This window comes from Xanthomonas arboricola pv. populi, assembly GCF_002939945.1.
GTDB lineage: Bacteria > Pseudomonadota > Gammaproteobacteria > Xanthomonadales > Xanthomonadaceae > Xanthomonas > Xanthomonas arboricola_A.
This window is the reverse complement of the sequence record NZ_MDEB01000007.1, coordinates 186574-209649: the sequence shown is the minus strand read 5'-3', so window position 1 is coordinate 209649 and position 23076 is coordinate 186574. Positions and strand designations below refer to the sequence as shown.

Annotated in this window: 24 protein-coding genes and 2 pseudogenes; 13 read left to right on the top strand and 13 right to left on the bottom strand. The window is 65.6% G+C overall.

Annotated elements, in window-relative coordinates; genetic code table 11:
• Positions 1-10: 10 nt before the first annotated feature.
• The 4 genes from XaplCFBP3123_RS17670 to XaplCFBP3123_RS17655 are packed head-to-tail and all read right to left on the bottom strand — an operon-like array spanning position 11 to position 4761.
• Positions 11-661 carry a DUF2894 domain-containing protein gene (locus XaplCFBP3123_RS17670; protein ID WP_104535200.1) on the bottom strand — a complete coding sequence of 217 codons (651 nt, stop codon included), beginning with the start codon at positions 659-661 and terminating at the stop codon, positions 11-13.
• A complete protein-coding gene (locus XaplCFBP3123_RS17665; RefSeq protein WP_104535199.1) occupies positions 658-1332 on the bottom strand; it encodes an OmpA family protein in 675 nt (224 codons plus the stop codon). The genes XaplCFBP3123_RS17670 and XaplCFBP3123_RS17665 overlap by 4 nt, the downstream gene beginning before the upstream one ends.
• Positions 1329-4001 carry a DUF802 domain-containing protein gene (locus XaplCFBP3123_RS17660; RefSeq protein WP_172453346.1) on the bottom strand — a complete coding sequence of 891 codons (2673 nt, stop codon included), beginning with the start codon at positions 3999-4001 and terminating at the stop codon, positions 1329-1331. Before XaplCFBP3123_RS17660 ends, XaplCFBP3123_RS17665 begins: the two co-directional genes overlap by 4 nt.
• A gap of 10 nt (positions 4002-4011) precedes the next feature.
• The gene (locus XaplCFBP3123_RS17655; RefSeq protein ID WP_172453345.1) at positions 4012-4761 is read right to left on the bottom strand and encodes a DUF3348 domain-containing protein; all 750 of its coding nucleotides are present in this window, start codon (positions 4759-4761) and stop codon (positions 4012-4014) included.
• Positions 4762-5109: 348 nt separating this feature from the next.
• Between XaplCFBP3123_RS17655 and XaplCFBP3123_RS17650 the strand changes: the two genes are divergently transcribed.
• Positions 5110-5322 carry a hypothetical protein gene (locus XaplCFBP3123_RS17650; protein ID WP_104535196.1) on the top strand — a complete coding sequence of 71 codons (213 nt, stop codon included), beginning with the start codon at positions 5110-5112 and terminating at the stop codon, positions 5320-5322.
• Between the two features lie 46 nt (positions 5323-5368).
• On the opposite strand, the gene XaplCFBP3123_RS17645 is transcribed toward XaplCFBP3123_RS17650, so the two are convergent.
• Together XaplCFBP3123_RS17645 and XaplCFBP3123_RS17640 are read right to left on the bottom strand one after the other, a co-directional pair.
• Positions 5369-5584 (bottom strand): hypothetical protein, encoded by a 216-nt coding sequence (locus XaplCFBP3123_RS17645; RefSeq protein ID WP_104535195.1) that lies wholly within the window; start codon positions 5582-5584, stop codon positions 5369-5371.
• A gap of 10 nt (positions 5585-5594) precedes the next feature.
• Entirely contained in the window at positions 5595-5927 is a 333-nt protein-coding gene (locus tag XaplCFBP3123_RS17640) for a YkgJ family cysteine cluster protein (RefSeq protein WP_104535194.1), read from the bottom strand.
• A gap of 546 nt (positions 5928-6473) precedes the next feature.
• Here XaplCFBP3123_RS17640 and XaplCFBP3123_RS21550 point away from each other — a divergent pair.
• Entirely contained in the window at positions 6474-6641 is a 168-nt protein-coding gene (locus XaplCFBP3123_RS21550; protein ID WP_172453344.1) for a hypothetical protein, read from the top strand.
• Positions 6642-6717: 76 nt separating this feature from the next.
• Here XaplCFBP3123_RS21550 and XaplCFBP3123_RS17635 read toward each other — a convergent pair whose 3' ends face one another.
• Positions 6718-7881, bottom strand: coding sequence for a zinc-dependent alcohol dehydrogenase (locus tag XaplCFBP3123_RS17635; protein ID WP_104535193.1), 1164 nt, complete (start codon positions 7879-7881; stop codon positions 6718-6720).
• 261 nt (positions 7882-8142) lie between these two features.
• Here XaplCFBP3123_RS17635 and XaplCFBP3123_RS17630 point away from each other — a divergent pair, with 261 nt between their 5' ends.
• Positions 8143-8787 (top strand): DUF4142 domain-containing protein, encoded by a 645-nt coding sequence (locus tag XaplCFBP3123_RS17630; RefSeq protein WP_104535192.1) that lies wholly within the window; start codon positions 8143-8145, stop codon positions 8785-8787.
• Between the two features lie 185 nt (positions 8788-8972).
• Here XaplCFBP3123_RS17630 and XaplCFBP3123_RS21740 read toward each other — a convergent pair.
• Positions 8973-9212: pseudogene (locus XaplCFBP3123_RS21740) on the bottom strand (ABC transporter ATP-binding protein); the annotation flags it as partial.
• A gap of 82 nt (positions 9213-9294) precedes the next feature.
• On the bottom strand, positions 9295-10161 hold the full coding sequence (locus XaplCFBP3123_RS17620; protein WP_104535191.1) for a glucose 1-dehydrogenase: 867 nt from the start codon (positions 10159-10161) through the stop codon (positions 9295-9297).
• 214 nt (positions 10162-10375) lie between these two features.
• On the opposite strand from XaplCFBP3123_RS17620, the gene XaplCFBP3123_RS17615 reads away from it, so the two are divergent.
• From XaplCFBP3123_RS17615 to XaplCFBP3123_RS17605, 3 genes are all read left to right on the top strand, one after another.
• Positions 10376-10561 (top strand): hypothetical protein, encoded by a 186-nt coding sequence (locus XaplCFBP3123_RS17615; RefSeq protein ID WP_104535190.1) that lies wholly within the window; start codon positions 10376-10378, stop codon positions 10559-10561.
• 556 nt (positions 10562-11117) lie between these two features.
• Positions 11118-12398, top strand: coding sequence for a sigma-54-dependent transcriptional regulator (locus tag XaplCFBP3123_RS17610; protein WP_104535189.1), 1281 nt, complete (start codon positions 11118-11120; stop codon positions 12396-12398).
• Positions 12398-12625, top strand: coding sequence for a hypothetical protein (locus tag XaplCFBP3123_RS17605; protein WP_172453342.1), 228 nt, complete (start codon positions 12398-12400; stop codon positions 12623-12625). The genes XaplCFBP3123_RS17610 and XaplCFBP3123_RS17605 overlap by 1 nt, the downstream gene beginning before the upstream one ends.
• Here the strand turns inward: XaplCFBP3123_RS17605 and XaplCFBP3123_RS17600 are convergent.
• The gene (locus XaplCFBP3123_RS17600) at positions 12619-13002 is read right to left on the bottom strand and encodes a response regulator (RefSeq protein WP_104535188.1); all 384 of its coding nucleotides are present in this window, start codon (positions 13000-13002) and stop codon (positions 12619-12621) included. The genes XaplCFBP3123_RS17605 and XaplCFBP3123_RS17600 overlap by 7 nt on opposite strands.
• Before the next feature lie 154 nt (positions 13003-13156).
• On the opposite strand from XaplCFBP3123_RS17600, the pseudogene XaplCFBP3123_RS17595 reads away from it, so the two are divergent.
• Together XaplCFBP3123_RS17595 and XaplCFBP3123_RS17590 are read left to right on the top strand one after the other, a co-directional pair.
• Positions 13157-13731: pseudogene (locus tag XaplCFBP3123_RS17595) on the top strand (CheR family methyltransferase); the annotation flags it as partial.
• Positions 13732-14080: 349 nt separating this feature from the next.
• Entirely contained in the window at positions 14081-14653 is a 573-nt protein-coding gene (locus tag XaplCFBP3123_RS17590; protein WP_104535187.1) for a hypothetical protein, read from the top strand.
• Positions 14654-14916: 263 nt separating this feature from the next.
• Here the strand turns inward: XaplCFBP3123_RS17590 and XaplCFBP3123_RS17585 are convergent, their stop codons facing one another.
• Complete coding sequence (locus tag XaplCFBP3123_RS17585; RefSeq protein ID WP_104535286.1) at positions 14917-15816, bottom strand: manganese catalase family protein; 900 nt, start codon at positions 15814-15816, stop codon at positions 14917-14919.
• A 133-nt stretch (positions 15817-15949) separates the two neighbouring features.
• Positions 15950-16456, bottom strand: a complete 507-nt coding sequence (locus XaplCFBP3123_RS17580; protein WP_104535186.1) for a ferritin-like domain-containing protein — start codon at positions 16454-16456, stop codon at positions 15950-15952.
• A gap of 543 nt (positions 16457-16999) precedes the next feature.
• Here XaplCFBP3123_RS17580 and XaplCFBP3123_RS17575 point away from each other — a divergent pair.
• Positions 17000-17194 (top strand): hypothetical protein, encoded by a 195-nt coding sequence (locus tag XaplCFBP3123_RS17575; RefSeq protein ID WP_039816086.1) that lies wholly within the window; start codon positions 17000-17002, stop codon positions 17192-17194.
• A gap of 23 nt (positions 17195-17217) precedes the next feature.
• Here XaplCFBP3123_RS17575 and XaplCFBP3123_RS17570 read toward each other — a convergent pair whose 3' ends face one another.
• A complete protein-coding gene (locus XaplCFBP3123_RS17570) occupies positions 17218-18432 on the bottom strand; it encodes an FAD-dependent oxidoreductase (RefSeq protein WP_104535285.1) in 1215 nt (404 codons plus the stop codon).
• A 313-nt stretch (positions 18433-18745) separates the two neighbouring features.
• Here XaplCFBP3123_RS17570 and XaplCFBP3123_RS17565 point away from each other — a divergent pair, with 313 nt between their 5' ends.
• The 4 genes from XaplCFBP3123_RS17565 to XaplCFBP3123_RS17550 all read left to right on the top strand — a co-directional run bounded on the left by XaplCFBP3123_RS17565 (position 18746) and on the right by XaplCFBP3123_RS17550 (position 22970).
• Entirely contained in the window at positions 18746-20029 is a 1284-nt protein-coding gene (locus XaplCFBP3123_RS17565; protein ID WP_104535284.1) for a sensor histidine kinase, read from the top strand.
• Positions 20026-20805, top strand: coding sequence for a LytR/AlgR family response regulator transcription factor (locus XaplCFBP3123_RS17560; protein ID WP_104535185.1), 780 nt, complete (start codon positions 20026-20028; stop codon positions 20803-20805). Before XaplCFBP3123_RS17565 ends, XaplCFBP3123_RS17560 begins: the two co-directional genes overlap by 4 nt.
• A gap of 35 nt (positions 20806-20840) precedes the next feature.
• Positions 20841-21212 (top strand): hypothetical protein, encoded by a 372-nt coding sequence (locus XaplCFBP3123_RS17555; protein ID WP_104535184.1) that lies wholly within the window; start codon positions 20841-20843, stop codon positions 21210-21212.
• Positions 21213-21374: 162 nt separating this feature from the next.
• The gene (locus tag XaplCFBP3123_RS17550; protein WP_104535183.1) at positions 21375-22970 is read left to right on the top strand and encodes an APC family permease; all 1596 of its coding nucleotides are present in this window, start codon (positions 21375-21377) and stop codon (positions 22968-22970) included.
• Positions 22971-23076: the final 106 nt, after the last annotated feature.

Genomic DNA, 23076 nt, shown 5'->3' with positions numbered 1-23076 from the left:
GCCCGATAACCTAGCTGCGCCGCGTGGACGGACGCTTGCTGCGCTTCTTGCCAGGCGCCACCGGTGCGGCATCCTCGCTGGCCAACGCGCCACCGTTGTGCAGCTGTTCCAGCCACGACAGCGCATCGACATAGCCGAGGAAGTGCTGCAGATAGCCCGGTGAGCACTCGCGCATCAGGCTGATGCAGCGATGCACCAGCACGCTGGAATTGAGCGGGCCGGCGTCCTTGGGGGCGTCCTGCAGCGACTGCCGCACCTGGCTGGCGGTGCGCACCGTGGTCCAGGTGCGACGGAAATCCTCCAGCGCCGGCAGCTCGGGAAACGACGTGGCGTCGGCAGTGGCGGTCTTTCTGCTGTCCACTTCCATCAATGCGGCATGGCCTGACATCCGGTCGGCCAGTGCGCCCAGCGCGCTGCGTTGCGACGGCTGTGCGTCATCGCAGGAGACACGACGGCGCGCCGCCTGCTTCACCGTTGCCGCATACGCATCGACCAGCGTGCCCAGCTTTTCTTCCAGCACCTGGCGCACTGCATCGGCCTGGGTGCCGGCACGCGCGGCCAGCGTTTCCATCAGGTGGAAACGCACCGGATCCAGCTGGTCGGCACCCTGGTTGCGCCAGCGCTGCAGGCGCGCATGCGCGGATGTCGCCTGCGTGCTCATCGCGTGCCTGCGGCCGCTGTGGGCTTGGCGGCAGAGGACGCACGCGACGTGGAAGGGCGCGCGATCGGCGCGATCTCCACGCGGCGGTTCCTGGCGCGGCGTGTTTCGTCCGCATTGGAATCCACCGGCTGCTGCGAGCCGAAGGCCGCGGCGAACACCGACGCGGCCGGCACGCCTTCGGCGATCAATGCACGCGTCACCGTGAGTGCGCGTTGCGCGGAGAGTTCCCAGTTGTCGGCGTAGCGACGGTTGCCGCCCAGCACCGGGCGGTCGTCGGTAAAGCCGCTGACCATCAGGATCTCCTCGCGCGCGGCCAGGTAGTCGGTCAACGGCGCGGCCAGTGTCTTCAGCACCTCACGGCCTTCCGGCTGCAACTGATCGGAATTGAAGGCGAACAGCACATTGCCGCGGATGCCGATGCGGCCATCGACCAGGGTCACGCGGCCGGCGGCCAGGGGCGCGGCGAGCGCCTGCTCCAGCGTCTTGCGGCGCTGCGCTTCGGCCTGGCGCTGCCTGACCTCTTCATCCAGGCGGCTGGACAGCTGCAGCTGCACGCCGATCACCCCGACCAGGATCAGCACGAACGTCCCCAGCAGCACCGACATCAGGTCGCCGAAGGCGGCCCAGATCGGTGTGCCCGAGTCGCCGTCGATGTCGATCTCGTCGCTCATGCCGCGCTGGCCTCGTCGGCAGCGGCCTCACCGGCATCGTTGCGGCCGCGATCGAGCTGACGCAGCTCTTCGATGATCTGCTTCTGCGACAGCATGCTGAGGTCGACCACCTCGCGCGCCTGCGCCACGTAATACGCCAGTTGGTCGTCGCTGCGGGCGAGCGAGGCGTCCAGTGCGGTGGCGACGTACTGCAGGCGTTCGTTGAGCTCGCTGGTGGAACCGCTGAACAGCTGCACCGCCACGCCGAACGCTTCGCCCAGGCTGGCCACTTCCACCGCGCTGCCGCTGACATGCGCGGCCACCGCGCCGAGCTTGCCGGTCTCGCTGCCGATCTGCTCGGTGAGCTGGGTGCCCACGCGCTGCAACAGGTCCGCCGAGGTGGTGACCAGCGCATCCACCGCTGCGCGTTGTTCGGTGGAGGCGTGATTGACCGCGTTGAGCAAGGTATCCAGGGTGGCGAGCAGCTTGCTGCGTTCTTCCAGCATGGCGGTGTCGCGCACCATGCTTTCGGACAGGTTCTGGCGCAGCTCGGCCACCACATCGGCGGCGGCCCTGGGCGCTTCGGAAGCGATCTGCATCAGGCGCGCCACCTCGCTGATGGTGGCGCTGGCCTGTGCCTGCGCCTGCGTGGACAGCTCGCTGGCGGTGCTGGCCAGGGTGTCGCAGATCGCCTGCTGTTGCTGGGTGACGCGCTCGCCGGTGCGTTCCCACTGCGTGCTCAGCTCCGCACTCATCGCGGTGAAGCGCTCGCTCCACAGCGCCAGGCGCTGGGAATCGCGCGCTTCCAGCGCGGCCTGCAGGTCGGTGTGCGATTGCTGCAGCGTGCCGACCAAGGCGGCGGCATGCGTGTCGAAGCTGGCGGTGGCGGCCGCCAGTGTGTTCTGGTGCTGGGTCGCCAAGGCGGCGCTGGCATCCTGTTGCTGCGCCAGCGCGGCGTTCCAGGCGCTGGCCGTCTCGCTGCTGGATTGATCCATGCGCCTGGACACCGCATCGACCAGGGCGCTGGCGCGTGCATCGAAGGTGCTGGCGAACTGTGTGAGCGTGCTCTGCAATTCCTGCGTCAGCGCCTGATTTGCGCGTTGCTGTTCGGCTACTGCCGCGGTCCAGGTGGCGGCTGTAGCCGCGGTGCTGGTTTCGAAGCCGCTGCTCAGGCCATCGAGTTGTTGCTGCACGGCCTGGTGCACGCCGTCCTGCAGCGCGGTGGTCTGCTGGGCGAGCTGGTCGAGCGTGGCGTGCAACTGCGCGGTCGCCGCTGCGCTTGCGCGCTGCTGCTCGGCGAGCACCGCTGCCCAGTGATCGGCAGTGGCGGCGTTGCTGCGGTCAAACCCGTCATTGAGCGCGTTCAACTGCTGCTGCACCGCGTGGGTCACGCCATCGCGCACCGCGATACTGCGCTGATCGATCTGCGCCAACGTGGCCTGCAGCTGCTCGGTCAGCGCATGCTGCGCACCTTCCTGCGCGGCCAACACGGCCTGCCAGTGCTCGGCGGCGGTCTGCGCACTGTGCTGGAAGCCGTCGTTGAGCGCGTGCAGTTGCTGCTGCACGGCGCTGCCGACGCCGTCCTGCACCGCAGCGGCCTGTTGTGCGAGCTGCTCCAGCGTGTTTTGCAGCTGCGTGTCGAGCGCTTGCTGCGCGCGCTCCTGCGCGGCGAGCGCGGTGGTCCAGTGCGCGGCTGCGGCACTGGCGCTGTGCTGGAAGCCGCTGGTGATGCCGTCCAGTTGCTGCTGCACGGCGTGGGTGAGTCGCTCGTGCAGGGCGGCGGTGTCGCGCGCGATGCTGGTCATGGTCGCTTCCATCGCCGGCTGCAAGGCCGCGCCCACCGCGCGTGCGCTTTCTGCCACGCCGGCCTGCAGCGAATGCTCCATCGACGTGGCCAGGCGCGCGTAGGCCGCTTCGCTGCTGGCGTGGAACTCGGCCTGCTGCGCGGCCAGGCGTTCATCGGCGGCGATGCTCTGCTGCTCGATGCCGCTCATCAGCGTCTGCAGGCGATCGATCAGCGTCGGCATCAGTGCGCTTTGCTGCTGCTGCAACTTGAACACTTCGCCACGCTGGTGCGCGTCCGAATGCGGATGCAGCTCGGAGGCGATCTTCAGATCCAGCCGCTGCACTGCCTGCAGCCGTTCGCGCCGGCACAGCGCCGACAACAGCCCCAGCATTGCGGAGCTCGCAACGCCGGCGATCGAGGTGCCGAACGCAAACGCCAGGCCTTCCACCGGTGCGGCCAGCGAGCCGCGAATGGCCTGCAGGTCGGTGGCGCTCTGCAATGCGAAGCCGGTGCCTTTGAGCGTGGCCATCATGCCGAGCAGGGTGCCGAGCATGCCCAGCAACACCAGCAGGCCAACCAGGTACGGTGTCAGCACCGGTGCCGGCAACGCCACGCGCTCGCCCTTGATGCGCAGGCGCACCGCGTTGCGCAGGCTCGGGTGCAGGCGCTCCAGCCATTCGCCCAATGCCGTTGGTGCGGTGGTCAGCGCGGCAACGGCATCGTCCAGCGTGGCGCTGGCCTGGCGATAGCGATACAGCTCCAGCGCGCCGGCCACATAGCAGGCACCGATCACCGCTGCGACACAGGCGCCCAGCGGATTGGAGCCCAGATAACCGATGCCGACCCAGCAAACCGCCAACAGGCCGACGACAAACACACACAGGTGAACGAGAGTTCTGAACATGAGGTCCCAGTTAGCGGGTACGAAGCGCTGCAAGCAGGCCTTCGATCGGGTGAAAACGGACATCCAGTTCGGCGAGCAACACGCTCTGCATGTCTTTGCGAAACACATCCAGCCAGCCGTCGGAGACCGCGCGTGGCGCGGCGTCGCCGTCGGGTGGCGGGTTTGGCGCCTGCGCGGCATCGCGCAGACGCTCGAAATGCGCACCGAGCAGGGTCGGCACATGATTCAGCAGGGTCTGCTCGCGCGGGCTCAAGGTCAGCTCCATCACCGCATCCACCTCGGCCAGCCGCGCCATCTGCCCGGACTCCAGGGCCAGCATGTCGCGCAGGCGGCCACGCAGGTCGCCAGTGGCGGTGCGCATCGCGCGTTGCATGGCCAGGTAGTGCTGGCGGAATGGGGCATAGTCGAGCACAGGCGCCGCTGTCGCTGCGTCGCTGTCGGCAGCGGCGGCGTTGCGGGCATCGCGACGTACGCGCGCGAGCACGGCATCCAGATCGACCACGCTGCTGGTCGCCAAGCCGGTACGCACGCGTGCACAGGCCTCGACGTCGAGGCGGCGCGTCTCGGGCAGCGGTTCGATCTCCGGCAGCTTGCCATCCAGCGCCTTGGACACGGCGACCGCACGCGTCCAGTCGATCCATTGGCTGAGCCGGTCGGCGAGCGCATGGTTGGACTGGGCAACGTGGGCATCGGTGAGGCGAGCGAGCAGGCGAATGAACGCCGGGCCCGACAGGGGCGCCCGTGGAGCAGCTTTCGCCATTGGTCCGGTCAAAGACCGCGCATTTTACACGGGAATGTGCGTGGTTCGGCGCTTGGGCGATGGCCTGGACGCATCTGGCAGCGGGCAGGGCCGGCGGCATTCAGCCGCGCTGCTGCGGGGGAGCCAGCCCTCCTCCGCAGCAGGTGCCGGCCACTCCGCGATGCCGTGGGGTGCCTACGATGTGCAGGCTCAACCAGCGCGACAGCCGCGGAAATTGCGCAGGCATGTCGCCTGGGGCACCCTCTCTGACCAATTCAGCTTCAAACCCCCGGCGCTTTGGTCGCGCCGGTTTCGCCACCTGAACGGGTATAAGCTGCGGGCCGGGGAACACCCCAACGAGGTAACACAATGGACCGCTCCGACATGCAGGTGTCCGATCTGCTGGTCCTGGAGCTGCAAGGGTTCCACGATGCCTATGGCCGTGGACCGGACTTCTGGGATGCGTATCAACGCATCATGGCCATCGCAGCACAGGCCGGCGGCAACATGATCAACCTGGCCAACGAAATGGCATCGCTGGCGCAAGGGCTCGGCGCGATCGATCGCGCGCAGCTGTTGTAGTGCGCAAGGTTGCGGCGGGCCGGCTGCACCGACAGACGCCGCGCGCTTACCCGGCGTCGGCAGCCGGTTTGCCCGCCGCAGCGGGGGCGGCCTCGGGCTCGCCGCGCTTTTTGTCGCGACGCAGCGGGGTATCGCCCAGACGTTCGATCGCGCCACCGGATTGCTGGAACGCTTCCAGATCGGCGGCCAGACGTTGCTCGGACAACCGCGGCTTGCCTGGCTGATTGCTCACGGTCATCGACTGACGGCGGGAGTTGTTCATGGCGAAATCCTCATGCGTTGTAAAGCGTCAAGGGAATGCCCCGCCGGCGTTGGTCGTCGTAGGTGGCACGCACGTCGCGGCAATACGGCCCGGACATGACGAAACGCCGGCAGATCGCCGGCCGCGTGTCGTAGATCGAACAACACATGCGCGCAGCGTCGATGGCCACGCACCAGCCTTCCTCGTCACGCGCCATCACGTGCCAGCCTTGCGGTGTCACGCTGGTCAAGTGGTTGGGGATGCGGTCGGATGGATCGACCATGACGGTGAGCCGGCAACAGACGGCGTCGCAGCGTTCGCAGAGAGTCTTGATGGAGAAGGCCAGATAGAGTGAAGGCGACACCGGAGTCCGGCCGCCCTTGCACCATACACCCTGGGCGTGCCGGGGTGTGAACCGGTCCCCGCCGTGGCTGCAACAGGCTGGTAATCGCGGCGGCGCAGAACCTTGATTGCCGCGTGGTCGGCGTTGCCATGCATGCGTTGCGTATGTGCCTGTGGACGCGGGTGTCGCGCGCATAGGCCTCTGCTCACTCACTTGTGGTGTCGATCATGTGCACGCGTGATCGACGCTGCGACGACGTCATCGACAAACAGGCGCGGCGCCATGCAGGCCATGGCGATGGGGTCGAACGGTGCGATGCGCAGACAAGCACTACGCACAGGTCGGTCTGATCCGCAGCGTGCTTCGTCGCATCACAGCCTGGATTGCCGAATCGGCATCGATCGTCAGCTGATCGCTCCCGACATCGCTCGCACTGGCCGCGTTGTGTCGATGCAGCGGACGCTTCCCTAAACGGTTGCCTTTGTCGTGCCGATGCGAAGACCTCTTTCACCTGTGCCGTCGGCAGGCCACCGTAGCGTTGGGTGCATCCACGCGACAGGAGATCCCATGAATACTGCCCATGACCACGCAGCTGCGCCCGACCCGGCCAGCGATCACGACGACCAACGCAGCGACAAGGAAAAACAGGACGCCTTGCAGGACGATGCGCTGGAAGAAACCTTCCCGGCCAGCGATCCGGTGTCGCCGTTCGTACCGGCCAAGCCGCTGGACTGACCAGGCCTCACATCGATAACAACGCAAACGGCGCGGTCATCGACCGCGCCGTTTGCATTTGCAGCGCTGCCGGCGGTTACGGCGTCAATACCACCTTGCGGCAATCGTCCTGCTTCTTGTCGAACAGCTCATAGCCACGCGCGGCATCGGCCAGCGGCATGCGATGCGAAATGATCGCGCTGGGCTTGAGTTCGCCGTTGCCGATGCATTCCAGCAAATGCGGCATATGTTTCTGCACGTGGGTCTGGCCCATCTTGAAGCTCAGGCCTTTGTCGAAGGCATCGCCGAACATGAAGGCATGGATGAAGCCGGCATACACGCCCGGCACGCTGACCACGCCGCAGCGGCGCGTGGCTGCAATGCACTGACGAATCGCCACACCGCTGCTGCCTTCCAGCTTCAGGTTGGTCAGTGCGGTTTCGATCGCGCTGCCTTCGGCCTCGAAGCCCACCGCTTCGATGCTGGCGTCCACGCCGCGGCCGTCGGTTTGCGACACGATGACATCGGCCGGGTCATCGACCTCGTCGAAATTGATCGGGATGATGCCGTAGGCCTTGGAAGCGAAGTCCAGCCGATACGCATGCCGGTCGACCATGAAGACGCGCTCGGCGCCCAGCATGCGGCAGCACGCCGCCGCCATCAGGCCCACCGGGCCGGCACCGAAGATCGCCACGGTCGAGCCCTGTTTGACTCCGGCATCGATGACGGCCTGATAGCCGGTCGGCAGGATGTCGGACAGGAACAGCACCTGCTCGTCGTGCAACGCATCGGGCACCACCAACGGCCCGACATTGGCCTTGGGCACGCGCACATATTCGGCCTGACCGCCGGACAGGCCGCCATACAGATGACTGAAACCGAACAGCGCCGCCGGTGGGCGCATATCCTTGTTATTCAGTGCTGCGCCCTTGCCGGTATTGGTGGTTTCGCAGGCAGAGAATTCCTGCAGCATGCAGTGGAAGCAGCGTCCGCAGGCGACCACGAACGGAATCACCACCCGGTCGCCGCGCTTGACCGCAGTGACGTCGGGACCGATGTCTTCGACGATGCCCATGAACTCATGGCCGAGAATGTCGCCATGCCGCAGATCCGGAATCTTGCCGCGATACAGATGCAGGTCCGAGCCGCAGATGGCCGTGGCGGTCACGCGCAGGATGAGATCGTCGCGTTCGACAAGGATCGGGTCCGGCACGGTTTCGACCCGGACATCGCGTGAGCCGTGGTAGTTGAGGGCAAGCATGGGTGTCTCCCGTAACGCCGTCGGTATGCGGCAACACCGTGCAGTGTTGGTGGAGCGCCGTTAAGTCCGTCAGCACGGCACGTGCGCACGGTGTGGACGCGTCCGATTGGCGACGCGGCGTTGATGCGCGTGTCACGTCTGGATAACCCGCGCACTCGCACTCTCGAATGCCACGCTGGATCGTCCGCAGCTGATGCGTGCAGCGACCATGCGACCCCGACAATCAACGACCGTGCCTTGCGCGATCAACAGGAGACAACGATGGGAATTTTCAAGATGCTGACCGCCGGCGCGGTGGGCTACGTGGCTTACAAGGCGTGGCAGCGTCGTCAGGGCCAAGCCGGTGAAACGGCCAGCCCGAAGAACAACGACCGCGACATTCAGCAGCAGGCACTGGGCACGTCGGCCACTGCCGGCAGCACGCCGCTGCATGGCGATCCACTGCGTACCGCCACCGACATTTCCGTCGATCGCAAGCAGGCCCTCGGTGCCTTGGTAGTGTTCAACGAGCAGGAGCGCACGCTCGCGCAGTTGGCGGTCGCGAAAGGGCTCGGTGGAGAAACGCTGCAGTTTGCCCGCAAGATGGACGAGGCGCACAGCGCGGCCTTGACCGATCTCAGCCGTTTCGCACCGGATCGCAGCAGCACGCCGGCGCAGGCCGCATCCAGCCGTGCCGACGGCACCCGCAAGCGCCTGGAAGGCTTGGACGGCAAGGAGTTCGAAACGCAGTACCTGCAGGCCAGCGTGACCAGCCACGAGCAGGCATTGACGTTGCTGGACGCCCAGCTGGCCAGCGAGCCGGGATCGAGCGATCTGGGCAAGGAATTGCAGCGTGCACGCGATACCATCGCCCAGCATCTTGAACATGCCAAGTCCCTGCGGGCCAAGTCGAACCAGCCGCACTGATAGCTGAAGTGCTGATCGCGCACCGTATGACGTGCGGTGTGATGTCACCAGACAGGCAGCTTCGGCTGCCTGTTGTCGTTATGAGGCTGCATGGCGCGTCGAGCATGTTTGACACGTGCATGCCGCATGCCCAGCCGGTGCAGGGCGATCTCATCGCAAGGCAGTCGTCGTGGCGCGTCACGCAAAGCCTGCTCGAATCCTGCGGGCTGGCGTTGCCACAGGCCATCGCAGGCGCCACAGTGTCCACGCAATTGTGCCGGGTTGCCGTCTTCGACCGCGCGACCTTCCTGCAGCACCACGATGCGATCGAGCCCGATCCCCGTGGACAGGCGATCCGCCACCGCCCGCAGCGTGCGATCGCGCATCAAGTGATCCAGCGAGGCTTGAATTTCCGCGTCCGGTTCGGGGTCGAGTGTCGAAATTGCAAGCGCACGCTGCAGCAACCAAAAAAGGCCGCCTCGTTAGTGAGCGAGGCGGGCCTGCGATGAGCCGCAGCGCTCTATGGCGTTATAGCGTGACGGCGCCGCCGGCAATGGTCAGTAACGTGCCCGAGGTGTAGCTGGCGGTATCGGCTGCCAGCATCACATACGCCGATGCCAGCTCGACCGGTTGCCCAGGGCGGCCCATCGGCGTCTGACCGCCGAAGTTTTCCACCGACTCTTCGTCCATGCCGGCCGGGATGAATGGCGTCCAGATCGGACCCGGCAGCACTGCGTTGACGCGGATGTGCCGGTCGGCCAATACGCCTGCCAGGCCAATCGTCAGGTTGGCCAGCGCGCCCTTGGTGGCGGCATACGGCAGGATGTTCGGCGTCGGTTTCTTGGACTGTACCGAGGCGGTATTGATGATGGAGCCGCCGTCGGTCATCAGTGGCACCGACAACTGCACCAGATGGAACACGGCATGCACATTGGTATCGAAGGTCTTGCGCCATTCGTCCAGGGTGATGTCTTCGAAGTTCTGAAAATATTTCTGATAGCCGGCGTTGTTGACCAGGATGTCCAGGCCGCCGAAGCTGCTGTCGACCTTTTCGATCAACGCAGCAGCCTGGGCTGGGTCGCTGATATCGCAACCCACCAGCAATGCCTTGACGCCGGCCTTTTCGATCAATGCGCCGATTCTGGCGGCGTCTTCCTGCTCATCGGGCAGGTAGGCGATCGCCACGTCTGCACCCTCGCGTGCATAGGCGATCGCCACGGCCGCACCGATGCCGCTGTCCCCGCCGGTGATCAACGCACGTTTGCCGGTGAGCTGCCCATGACCGATATAACTGTCTTCGCCGTGGTCCGGGCGCGGGTCCATCTTTTCGGTGCGTCCAGGAAAATTCTGCTGCTGCGGCTTGAACGGCGGGCGTGGGTAATTGGGTGCGGGCATTTCGGTCTCCTGACGGTGTGACGCATCACAGTGGGAAGCAGCATGCGTCCGCAGACGTAAAGGTGCGGGCTAGGCGATGTCGGCGGTTTGTGTGCTGACAACGTCGCTGCCACGCGTGCGGCGACGGCTTCACGCCACCGCGCAGCTTTGTTCACTGCTCTGCAATGCGCACCGGCCTAGCGTGGTGAAACGACCACAATGCAGGAGAACGACGATGGGTAGCGAACCGAAGAAACCGTGGGGGCCGGACGACGATCAGAAAAAGCCGTTCACGCCGCAGGAACAGCGCAACGAGGATGTGGAATGGAAAGTCCACGACATGCCTGACGAAGACCGCGATGTGAACAAGGCCGATCCCGAACACGATTACGAACGACCGGATGGGTCAGAGAAGCGCTGAGTCGCGGGCAACGCCACACTCCCGGCATTCGCTATGCGAGCATGCACAAGCTGGCCGCCGCGTCATGGCGCTGGCGTAGCAACGCCATGCACACTTTCTGCACGGCTGACGCGTAGGCTGTCTGTGACACACCGCATCCGCTGCCCTGTAGCGGTGGTTGCGCACCATCTCGGCCGCCATCGATTCGCATCAGTTCGACCTGGCATCCTGGTTAACGCATCACGGCGCAATCGAGCTGATCCATCAGCTCCCTACGAACGGTATCCGCGCCCGGCTGACCTCCATCTCCCGTCAACCTTGCGCTGCTTGGCGTTTCGACCAATTCGACGTGCCGACCGACCCCAACCGTGACGCTTGGCACTGGCGTAATCCAGCGTTGCGATGCGTACTTCGGTCAAATTCTTACGGCGAGCTCGACGTTGGGGGCGCGAGCGCCTGACGGCCGAACGGCCGTGACAGCAACATGCAATTTGTTAGTGGTGTGCAGGCGCGTTTTTCGCACCGCCGTCACAATTCTCAACTGAACATGTAGTAGTCATTGCGGACAGAAGCGCTCATGGACCGTCTTTCCTGCGCCATCATCGACGACGACGTGGAGTTCTGCGATCAGGTGGTTGAACTAGCCACCGATAGCGGCTTCCGTGCCAAGGGCATGCACACCCTTGGCGAAGCCAGCCGTTGGCTGGACAGCAACTTCCCCGACCTGTTGGTGGTGGACGTTGGCCTGCCCGACGGCAGTGGTTTCGATCTCATCGAACGGCTCGACCCGGATCACTCGCCGCAGATCGTGGTGGTCTCGGGCGATTACGCCTACGAAACCCAGGGCCGCGCGCAGCAGTTCGGCGTCAGCGAGTTCCTCACCAAGCCGTTCGCGCCCGAGCGGCTGGAACGCGTGCTCGGCGGCTTGCGGGAAGCGCAACAGGGCAACCTGGGCATCATCGGCAACAGCGACAGCATCGTGCTGTTGCGCAAGGACATCGTGCGTGTGGCGCCGACCGATCTGAATGTGCTGGTGACCGGCGAAACCGGCACGGGCAAGGACCTGGTCGCGCGCGCAATCCACCGGGTCTCCGGCCGGCGTGGTCGCTTCGTGCCGGTCAACTGCGGCGCCATTCCCGAGGAACTGCTGGCCAGCCAGCTGTTCGGCCACGAGCGCGGCAGCTTCACCGGTGCCGATCGTCGGCATGCCGGGTTCCTGGAGCAGGCGGCCGATGGCACGCTGTTCCTGGATGAGATCGGCGAGATGCCGACCCGTCTGCAGGTCTACCTGCTGCGCGCGATCGAGTCGCGCAGCTTCATGCGCGTGGGTGGCAGCGAGGAAATTCCGCTGGACGCGCGCGTGATCGCGGCAACGCACCAGCATGTGCAACGCGAGCACGGCGTGCTGCGCGAGGATCTGTTCTACCGGCTCAACGAATACCCGATCCAGGTACCGCCGCTGCGCGAGCGTCGCGGCGATGCGCGTCTGCTGGGCCTGCGCGTGATCGATGAGCTCAACGTCAAGTACGGCACGCGCAAGTTACCGACCAAATCCTTGCTGCGCTATCTGGCGTACCACACCTGGCCGGGCAACGTGCGCGAGTTGCGCTCGTTCATCCGCTATCTGTATCTGCGCTCTGACGGCGATCTGTTGAGCGCGCCGGACGTGGTGCAGACCGTGCCGCAGGCCGACGAAGACGGCTTGCTGATTCCGGCAGGGTGGACCATGCGCCAGGCCGAGGACGCCATGATCGAAGCGGCGTTGTCGCGCACGCGTTTTAACAGGAAAGCAGCGGCGCGCGAGTTGGGGATCAGTGTGCGCACGCTGCACAACCGGCTCAGCGACAAGGACGCGTAGTGGGCGACGCGTCCAATGGGCGGCGGCGCGAGCTGCTGCATCAGCTGCGCAACCGTCTCAACGTGATGGGCTTTGCGTTGTATGCCTTGCGCAACGAGACCTCCAAGCCCATGGAGACCTTGCGTACCACCCATCAGTCTGCCGTTGAGTTGCTCAATCAACTGGGCGAAGAAGAGCGCGCCCTGCGCCAGGACGATGCGATGTCGACCGACAGTGCCGATCAATAGTGCTCGGCAGGCTGGGTCTGGTCGCTGAGCAAGGCGGTAATCGTGCGCGGGTTGTACGGCTTCATGCAGTACGACAGGTGCGCGAACCGCGGCGGTAGCGTGTAGCGGTCGTAGCCAGAGCAGAACGCGAATGGCACGCCGCGCTCCAGCAGCGCATCGGCCACCGGAAACACCGGTTGACCACGCACATTGATGTCGAGCAATGCGCCATCGATGGCCTGGCCGGAGGTCACCAACGAGAGCGCCTCCGGCACATTGCCCACCGGCCCGAGCACACAGACGCCGTACTCCACCAACAGATCGTTGAGCGATTCGGCCAGCAGATAGTCGTCCTCGACCACGAGGATACGACGGCCGTTGAGTGGATTGTCCAGCATGGGGAACTCCTAGAGCGGTGGCGCTATCTGGCGACGCGCAAGCCATAGTGCGCGTCGCGTCGGTTAACCCTGCGCGTAAGCAGGCGCTTCCAGAACCGGGCTGTGCAAGGCAGCTGTATCGCTCAGCAGCCGCGTAGCAGGTGAGGCAGGTTTGTTGGAGCGCGGCTTCGGCGTGTTCCGGAAGATCGATGCCGGCAGCCGCCTGCATGCGACCCTCCCATCGTCTTCGCCCGGATTGGATGACCACGCGCCGGCGGCCACCCGCCAGCAGTGCAGTGTCAGTAATGCACTGGTGCGCGCCGGCGAGCGCATCGCCGATCGCCATGCACCGGCCCATGCGGTGCTGGACGAGCATTCCGATGCGCTGCAGGTGTCCTCGCAGGCCGGGCGTTTCATCCTTCCCGGCGGCGGCGCGCTCAGCCTCAACCTGCTCAACCCCGTTCTCCGCGACCTGCGTCTGGAATTGCGCAGCGCGCTCGGCCGTGCCGAAGAGGACATGGCGCCGGTGCACGTCAGGGGCATCCAGATGCACGAGAATGCGGCGACCTGGGCGGTGGACCTGTTCGTGGATCCGACCTCCGATTCGGAAGTGCCGCGCGGTTATGTGGTGGTGTTCCAGGAAGTGGGCGCGCGTGAACTGCCGAGCTGGCACCGCCGAAAGATACCGTGTCCGACAACGCACACGTGCAGGCGCTGGACAACGCGCTGCGCATGACCCGCGCGCGGCTGCCTGATCGAAAAATCCCTGCAGCACAGCCATGGCGCGCAGACGCGTTACGAGCTCAGCGATACTGACCTCGCTGCACGACCACTAGACACCTGCACGCTCGTGTGCAGCCCGTGCGCATTCTGGCAGTCGCTGCCATGCCGATGTGCGAAATGCTGTGCATCCCGACGCGCCGTTCACGGAAAATCCTGCGCGTGCGTGCACATGTTGCGACGGATTCGCACCTCGCAGCGGCGCCGATGCCACGGCCGTCATGCAAGACCATTACGGCACGCCGTTGTGCTGCGTCCAAAAACTTGGCGCGTATTGTGCGTAGCTCCTGCTGTCATCAGGACGCACAGTGGAGTAAACATGATTACGCGCATTCTTCAGTTGTCGGGCCGCATCGCGAGCAATGCCTGGGTCGAGATCGGGATCGGTGCCGATGCCGACATTCTGGTTGCCGACCGTGGCGGCAAACGCGAGGAGCGTGCAATCTTCGGTCGACGTGCTCCGGGACAGCAGCGCTCGATCAATACGCAGGAGCCGGAGTGGCTGGGGCGCGTCGACCTCGCCATCTGGGAAACCCAGCGCTGCCTGATCCCGCTGTGTGGATTTGTCTGCGCGGCATCGGCAGACGGCGTCACCTCGGCAACCTGGTTGAGTCAGGACGGTGGCGCGCTGTACGCTGCGGGCCTGCGCAATGTCATGGATATCGGCGGCCGCCTGCAGATTGGATTCTCGTTGCTGGTCGCCTCCTCGACCAGCCTGCCGACACAGCGTCCGTTATGCATCCAAGGCGATGCCACGCAATGGCTGCAGGTCAGTGGCGAGGAGGCGATGCGTCATCTCCTGCCATGGCGACTGGAGCGTTGCGCCACTGCAGCAGGCGTGCGACCCGAGTGGGCCACTGAAGCGCGCGCCAAGCAGGCCGCGCCGGTGTGAGGGGCGCTGGCACGCAGTGACACCAGCAGGCCCGTCTGGCCTCTTTTCTTTTCAGGTGTCCGGTAACACGTTGCGCACTCGCCGGCGTCTTGTATCGAGCCACCCGTGTTGCATGGTCGTCGCAAGTCATGCGCCGACATTGCCGCAATGGCCACCGCAACACGACCGACGGCATGCCGCATGCTGTCCACAGCATGGCGTGCATTAAAAAGCCCGGGTCGCGAACGACCCGGGCAAGTCTCAGCAACCGCTCTCGATGACGATCAGCGTTGGATATCGCCGGTGGTGGAGCCGGCACCCGGGCCTGCGCCAAGGTCTGCACCGGTGACCCGATCCAGTTCCGGGTTGGACAGCAGGCGCAGCGACATGGCATCCAGCGCGTCGGTCTGGATCGCATCCAGAGCGACCGTGGCCGAACCGTCGCCGCCATCGACCGCAGACTGCAGGTCACGGTCTGCCACCACGTCCCACTGCTCGCCGGTATTCCACGGGCCGACCGTATCGCCTTCGCCCTGCGACATGTTGTAGTAGATATCGGTGAAGCGCGGGTCGCCCGGAAGTTTACCCGGCGGGAAGTTCGGCTCGATCGAGTACAGCGCCTTCTCGAACGACTTCTGATGCGCCACTTCGCGCGTCATCAAGAAGCGTAGCGCATCCACGATGCCGGGATCATCTGTGACGGTGATCAGACGCTCATAGACCAGCTTGGCACGCGCTTCGGCAGCGATGTTGGAGCGCATGTCCGAGGTTGGGCAACCGATCGAATCGACATAGGCCGAGGTCCACGGCACACCACTGGAGTTGACCAGCGCAGGACCACCGCCGTACAGGATCTGCTGGGTGTGGCTGGTGCTGTTCTGGGTCATGGAGCGCATCTCCATGGCCTCTTCCATGCCTTCGGACAACACCGCCTTCGGGCCCTTGTTGAGCATGGCGATGATCGAGCCGATGATTTCCAGATGGCTCAGTTCTTCGGTAGCGATATCGAACAGCAGATCCTTGCGGCCCGGATCGTCTTCGCCCAATGCCTGGGTGAAATACTGCATCGCTGCCGCAAGCTCGCCCTGCGGCCCGCCGAACTGCTCGAGCATCAATGTGGCCAGATCCGGGTTGGGTTCGGCAACGCGCACGGTGTACATCAAACGCTTGTTATGCATGAACATGGATCGTGTTTCCTGGCTGGTGCCCGGCGACAACTGCAACGCGGCATGCGTGCAGAAACCTGAGGCTGGCTACGGATGCGGGCTGCCGCAGGATGCGGACAGACGCAGGCGGCAGCGCCGCCTGCGCACCGCATCAGGCCGCTTTGCTGGCCTTGGATGCCTTTTGATTACCGCCTTGCTCGGCGAGCAGGGTCAGCTTTTCATCGGTCGCTTTTTCTTCTTCCAGCGTGGAAAGCAGCAAGCTGACTGCATCGGTGTAGCCCAACTGCTTTGCGATCGCAGCGATGGTGCCGTACGAGGCGATCTCGTAATGTTCCACCTTCTGTGCGCCGCCGATCAGTGCTGCATCGCGTACCGGACCTTCTTCGATCTCATCGATCACCTCGCGGCTTTCCTCGATCAGACCTTCCATCGCGGCACACTTGATGCGCTTGAGCTTGATGCCGAGCAGTTCGACGATCTGGTCGATGCGTTCGATCTGGCCCTGGGTTTCTTCCAGATGCAGCTTGAACGCTTCCACCAGCTTGGGCTCGGTCGCCGCCCGTGCCAGACGCGGCAGCGATTTGGTCAACTGCTTCTCTGCACTGTAGATGTCCGACAACTCGTGGACGAAAAGCTCTTCAATTGTCTTGATCGCCATGGGCGGCTCCTTTGGATGGATAGATGGATAAACAGTGCGGTGCACCGTATGTGCGTCTTGCTCTCGAGTGCGTGCAAGCCAGCTGCGGCAGCCTCGGCATCGCAGTGCCTGCCGTCACGCCAAGCCTGCGATGCAGCGTTGTTGCCGTGGTTGCTCAACTGTCTCGCATGGTCGCTACGCTAGTCGTCGGCGTGTTAGCGCGATCGGTGGATGCGGTGATCCCGATGCGATGACGACCTGTGCCGTAAGCCGCGCGCTGACGTCTTACTGGCGGTCGATGCCGCAGCGCCGAGCCGTGGCGGTCGCACTGGAATTGACCGAGGCTGCTGCCGGCTTGTCGAGATGCGTGCGTGCAACGCGCATGGCCACCGCCAAGCACGCGGCATCACTGATGCGCTTGCACTAATGCCGATTCCGCTGCCCGGATGTCGATGCTGACGAGCAGCGATTGCACCGGCACCGTGCGGCATGCACGACGGGGAATGCACGCAGTTGCACACCGATGCGCTACAACCGGTGGCTCGTCCTTGTTCCGGAGCTGCCATGACGCCGTTGGACAAACCGCTACGCCGCGAGCTGCAGATCGGCGAGCAGGCCTATACCTTGATCATCGATCCGCAGGGATTGAAGCTGGTCGAAAAAGGCCGACGCAAAGGCGTGGCATTGCGGTGGGATGAGCTGGTCAGCGGCGATGCCGCATTGGCCCGCGCGCTGCAGGCCTCGCTTGGCGAGTCCTGATTGCAGCACGCAGGCAAGGCGACTCAGGTCTGAGGAAACAACCGTGCCAACTCGCGGACCGCTGCTGCAGACGCGGCGTGATCCGGCGTGGCATCGGGGTTGTTGAAATCGTTGGCGCCTTGCGCCTGCACCAGCACGCCATCGCGGCGTGGCACCACATTGAGATTGTGGCCGCGCCAGACCAGCCCGTAGGTCACTTCCGGTTGCGGAATCAGGCGTGCGGTCTGCCCGCGCACCGGGATGACGCTGTCGTCGCCAAGCAAGGCACGCGCGCCATAGCCGGTGGCATTGACCAGGATCTTTTCGCGCAACTGGGCGAACTGGCGCGGATGCTCGAAGCTGCGCGTGTACAGCTCGCCGCCGGCCTGCAGAAAGTCGTCCATCAACAGCCGCGAATATGCACTGAGGTTGAAGGTCAGCTGGCTGTAGCGGCGCACGAACGGCACCGGAAACGGATGATTGCCGGGGGCGACCGGCTGCGAGCGCGGGCCGAGATCATCGAGCAAGTCGCGCTCCAGCGGCGGGTAGTCCGGCTCGTGCGCTTCGGCCGATGCGCTCGGTTGATCGAACGGCACATCCGACAACGCATAGCCATCGCGCCATTCGATCGGCTCGCCCGGCAGGCCCAGCAGGGTCTGGTAGCGGCGGAACGAGATGCGCGCCATCTCTTCCCACCGGGTCTTGAACTCCGCGCTGGCGTGTTCGCTGGTGCACACGCGCGAGTCCGGCGACCACACGCCAGTGGCGTAGAACGAGCGCACGTCCGGCAGGCGCTCGCGCGCATAGATGCGCACGCGCAGGCCCGCGCGTTGCGCCACCAGCGCGGTGGTCAGCCCGATCGCGCCGCAGCCGATCACCGCCAGCTCGCGCGCATCCGCATCGGCCGCACGCACCAGCCGCAGCGCATGCTCGGCCGCGCCCCACGACAGCGACCATCCGCTGCCGCCATGTCCATAGTTGTGCACCACCGTCTTGCGGCCGATGCGCTCGGCCTCGATCCGCGGCCCCTGCGCACGGAACGGGCGGGTACAGCCGTTGATCGCAATGATGCGATCGACCGCCGCACGGATCGGCGCCAGCGGCAGCGATGCGGCGAACTGCTCGGGCAGGGCACCCGGCGGCATGGCGGGCAATGGCGAAGACGGCGCAGCGGCCGCCTTGCCGGTCGCGGCCCAGCTCCCGCTGGAAGCGGCCGCAAGCGCAAGGCCGGCGCTGTGCAGGAAATGACGACGGTGCATGCGACTCCTGAGCGGGGTGGAGAAGGTGATCGGGATAACGGCGCCTGCGCGACCGGCCACGCGCAGCGCGCGCCACGCAGCATCGTTAGAAGCCAGGCCCTGCGCTGCGTCGCCGCGAGCGACGCCCGGTGGCCGCCGCTTGCGGACCTGGAGCATACCGCGCGCGTCAGCGCCTGCCATCGCCGGCCGGGCCGGGTTTCGCACCGCGATCCGGGCAATTGGGGCCGCGCTGACGGCCATTCGTCGCCCGGGGCTTTCGTCCGATCGCTTGCCGGCTATGCTCGCCGCGTCCCAACCCGACGAGCTCCCACCCGTGTCTGCCAGCGTCTTCCTGATCGTGCGTATCGTGTTCGCCTGGGCGGCGGCGTTGGTGGTGGCCGGGATCATGTGGGCGCAGCTGTTCGGCTCCACCGGTGCGTTCTTCGGGCTGATCTGCGTGGTGCTGCTGACACTGGCCCTGATGAGTGCGATCACCCATGTGCGGCGGGTGCGCCTGATCGCCGGGCGGCTGGATCACGACACCTTGTCGACCCGCCAGCGGCGCCAGATCGAAGTGCCGCTGGACGTGCAGGCCAGCTTCGCCGTGGTCGAAGAGGCCGTGCGCGCGCTGCCACGCGTGCAGGACATCGAATGCGCGCCGGGCAGCCTGCTGATCCGTGCCAAGGTGCGCCGCATCGATCCTTACGAAGGACGCCAGCCCTCGCGCTGGAACCTGTTCGCGCGTTTTGCGATCAAGCGCAACCAGGTGCTGGTGACGATCACGCCAGGGCAGGGCACCAGCAGCGTCACCGTGCTGTGCGAGCCCGACGCCGGCGCCTGGGTGGATCTGTTCGCGGTGGACGAAGGCAGCAATTTCGAAAACGCCGAGGCGATCAACCGCGCGGTGGTGCGTCGGGTCGGCGAGCAGCGTCGCGACGAGCAGGCCGCGGCCGAGCAATCGGTGATGGAGAAGGAACTGGCCGTGGCCCGCCTAAACCTGCTGCATGCCCAGGTCGAGCCGCACTTCCTCTACAACACGCTGGCCAGCGCGCAAGTGCTGGCATGCACCGACCCGCCGCGCGCGGAGATCATGATCGGGCACCTGATCCAGTACCTGCGCAGCTCGCTGCCCAGTGCCGACGGGGCCATCTCCACCCTGGGCGAGGAGCTGGAACGCACCCAGGCCTATCTGGAGATCCTGCGCATCCGCATGGGCACGCGGCTGGCTCTGCAGGTGGAAGTGCCATACGAGCTGCGCGCGCTGCAACTGCCCTCGATGATGTTGCAGACCCTGGTGGAGAACGCGATCAAGCATGGGCTGGAACCCAAGCCCGGCGGCGGCACGATATGGATCCTGGCGCGCCGCGTCGACAGCCATGCCACGCTGACCGTGGCCGACGATGGCCAGGGCTTCGGCACGCACACGCAGGGCACCGGCATCGGCCTGAAGAACGTACGCGAGCGCCTGCAGCTGATCTACGCCGGCAAGGCCAGCTTTGCCATTGTGTCCAATTTCCCCAGCGGTGTGGCCGCCACCATCACCTTGCCGCTGCCCGCGTCCATCATGCCGCCGCAGGTGCCCGCTGCGCAGATTCATGCCACACAGGTGCAGGCATGAGCGCGCTGCGTGCGGTGATCGCCGAAGACGAGGCGCTGCTGCGGCAATCGTTGCTGACCCTGCTGGCCCAGGTGTGCCCGCAACTGCAGATCGTGGGCGAATGCGAGGACGGCGCCAGCGCGCTGGAGACCATCGCCGCGCAGCAGCCCGATGTGGTGTTCCTGGATATCCGCATGCCCGGGCTTACCGGCATCGAGGTGGCGCGTGCGCTGCGCGAGGTCAGCCCGCGTACCCAGGTGGTGTTCGTCACTGCCTACGACCAGTACGCCATCGATGCGTTCGAACACGGCGCGGTGGACTACCTGCTCAAGCCGATCAGCCGCGAGCGCCTGCAGGCCACCTGGCAGCGCGTGCAGCAGCGCGCCGCCGCCGCCGGCCAGCCGGAGGGTCAGCTGCTGGAGGCCTTGCTGCAGCGCCTGTCTGCGCGTCCTGCTGCTGCCAACACCGCGCCGCCGTTGGCCTGGCTCACCGCCAGCAGCGGCCGCGAGACGCGCCTGATCGCGCTGGACGAGGTGGCGTACTTCCAGGCCGACCAGAAATACACCACGGTGATGACCGCCGCCGGCGAGGCGATCTTGCGCACGCCGCTGCGCGAGTTGCTCGACGTGCTGGACCCGCAGGTGTTCAAGCAGATCCACCGCTCCACCATCGTCAACATGAAGGCGGTCGCCTCGGTAATGCGCGAGGACACCGGCAAGGGCCGGCTGGCGCTGCGCGGGCGCAGCGAAAGGCTCACCGTCAGCCAGCCCTTCATGAGCCTGTTCCGCGGCATGTAATTCCCCCGATCGCATCGACTGAAAGGATTGCTGATATGCGCCTGATCGCCTCCCTGGTGTATTGCCTGCTCGCGTTGGCCGGTTGCCACGACCGCAACGGCACCACCTCCATCACCCGTGCCACCAGCAATGGCCAGGACGTGATCTTCAGCAAGACCCTGGCTACCGCCACCGACATCCATGTGCACTGCCTGGCCAGCAGCAGTGGTCGCTGCCATTACCTGGTCTACGAGGACCACTGCGCCGCGCCTGCCGTCGGCGCGACGGCGCGCCCACCGGCCTGCGCACGCAGGACCCTGGACAGCTTTGCGCTGACACCCGGGCAGGTGCGCGAGCTGCGCGGCATCCCGCGTCAGGCGCACACCTGCGTGGACACCAGCGCGCCCGGCGCCGATTGCCGTGGCTGAGCGGCCATCTGACGCCTGACTTGGCGGAAATACGTTTCATCTATGTAGTCAGGCACGGACGCAACCGAGTACAAGCCTGAATACGCACTGACGGTCAGCGGCCGCTTCTGCGATCATTGCCGGCTTGTTGCCGGTTCACGGCGTCCTCACAGTCAGGCTCTCATGTCCGAACAATCGCTACGCCGCGACGTTGGCCCCTTCGCCCTCATGCTTACCGGCCTGGGCTCGATCATCGGTTCCGGCTGGCTGTTCGGGGCCTGGCGCGCCGCCGGCCTGGCCGGCCCCGGCGCGATCTGGGCCTGGATTCTGGGCGCGGCGATCATCACCACCATCGCGCTGTCCTACGCGGAACTGGGCGCGATGTTCCCCGAGTCCGGCGGCATGGTGCGCTACAGCCATTACTCGCACGGCTCGCTGGTGGGCTTCATCGCCGGCTGGGCCAACTGGATCGCGATCGTGTCGGTGATTCCGGTCGAGGCCGAGGCCTCGGTGCAGTACATGGCCTCCTGGCCATGGGCCTGGGCGCAGGGCCTGTATGTGCAGGCACCCGGCGGGGCGGGGGAGTTGTCGGTGCCCGGCCTGCTGATCTCGGCGGTGCTGGTGCTGGTGTATTTCTTCCTCAACTTCTGGAGCGTCAAGCTGTTCGCGCGCTCCAACACCTTGATCACCGTGTTCAAGCTGGTGGTGCCGGCGGCGACCGGCGTGGCCTTGATCGCCAGCGGCTTCCACAGCGAGAACTTCAGCGTCGGCATCCACGGCGATTCGCACGTGATCGACCTGGCTGCGGTGCTCACCGCGGTGGCTACCGCGGGCATCGTCTTCAGCTTCAACGGTTTCCAGAGCCCGGTGAACCTGGCCGGCGAAGCGCGTAACCCGGGCCGCAGCATTCCGTTCGCGGTGCTGGGCTCGATCGCGCTGGCCACGGTGGTCTATGTGATCCTGCAGGTGGCCTACATCGGCGCGGTGCCGCCGGACCTGCTGGCCAAGGCCGGCTGGCACGGCATCGATTTCCGCTCGCCGTTCGCCGAGCTGGCCATCATCGTCAACCTGCACTGGCTGGCGATGCTGCTGTACATCGATGCGTTCGTCAGCCCCAGCGGCACCGGCATCACCTATACCGCCACCACCGCGCGCATGGTCTACGGCATGGAAAAGAACGGCACCATGCCGTCGGTGCTGGGCAAGCTGCACCCGGTCTGGGGCGTGCCGCGCATGGCGATGTTCTTCAACCTGGCGGTGTCGTTCGTGTTCCTGTTCTTCTTCCGCGGTTGGGGCACGCTGGCGGCGGTGATCTCGGTGGCGACCATCATTTCCTATCTGACCGGCCCGATCAGCGCGATGGCGCTGCGTCGTCATGCGCCCGAACTGCACCGCCCGCTGCGCATCGCCGCGCTGCCGGTGCTGGCCGGCGTGGCCTTCGTGATGGCGACCGAACTGCTGTACTGGGCGCGTTGGCCGCTGACCGGCGAGATCATCCTGCTGATGGTCGTGGCGCTGCCGGTGTACTGCTACTACCAGGCCAAGCAGGGCTGGCCGGATCTTGGGCGCAACCTCAAGGGCGCAGCCTGGATGATCTGCTACCTGCCGACGATCGCGCTGCTGTCCTGGGCCGGCAGCAGCGACTTCGGCGGGCATGGCTACCTCAGCTACGGCACCGATCTAGCGGTGGTCGCCGCGGTCGGGGTGGTGTTCTACCTCTGGGGCGTGCGCAGCGGTTGGCGCACGCCGTCGGTGGAGAAGGCCGTCGCGCAGGCGTAAAGGGATGATTGCTGATTGCTGATGACGGATCGACCCGGCGCCTGTCTCCGGGTGCCGCAAACAGGAACGGCCGGTGCATTGCACCGGCCGTTTTCTGTTGGGAACC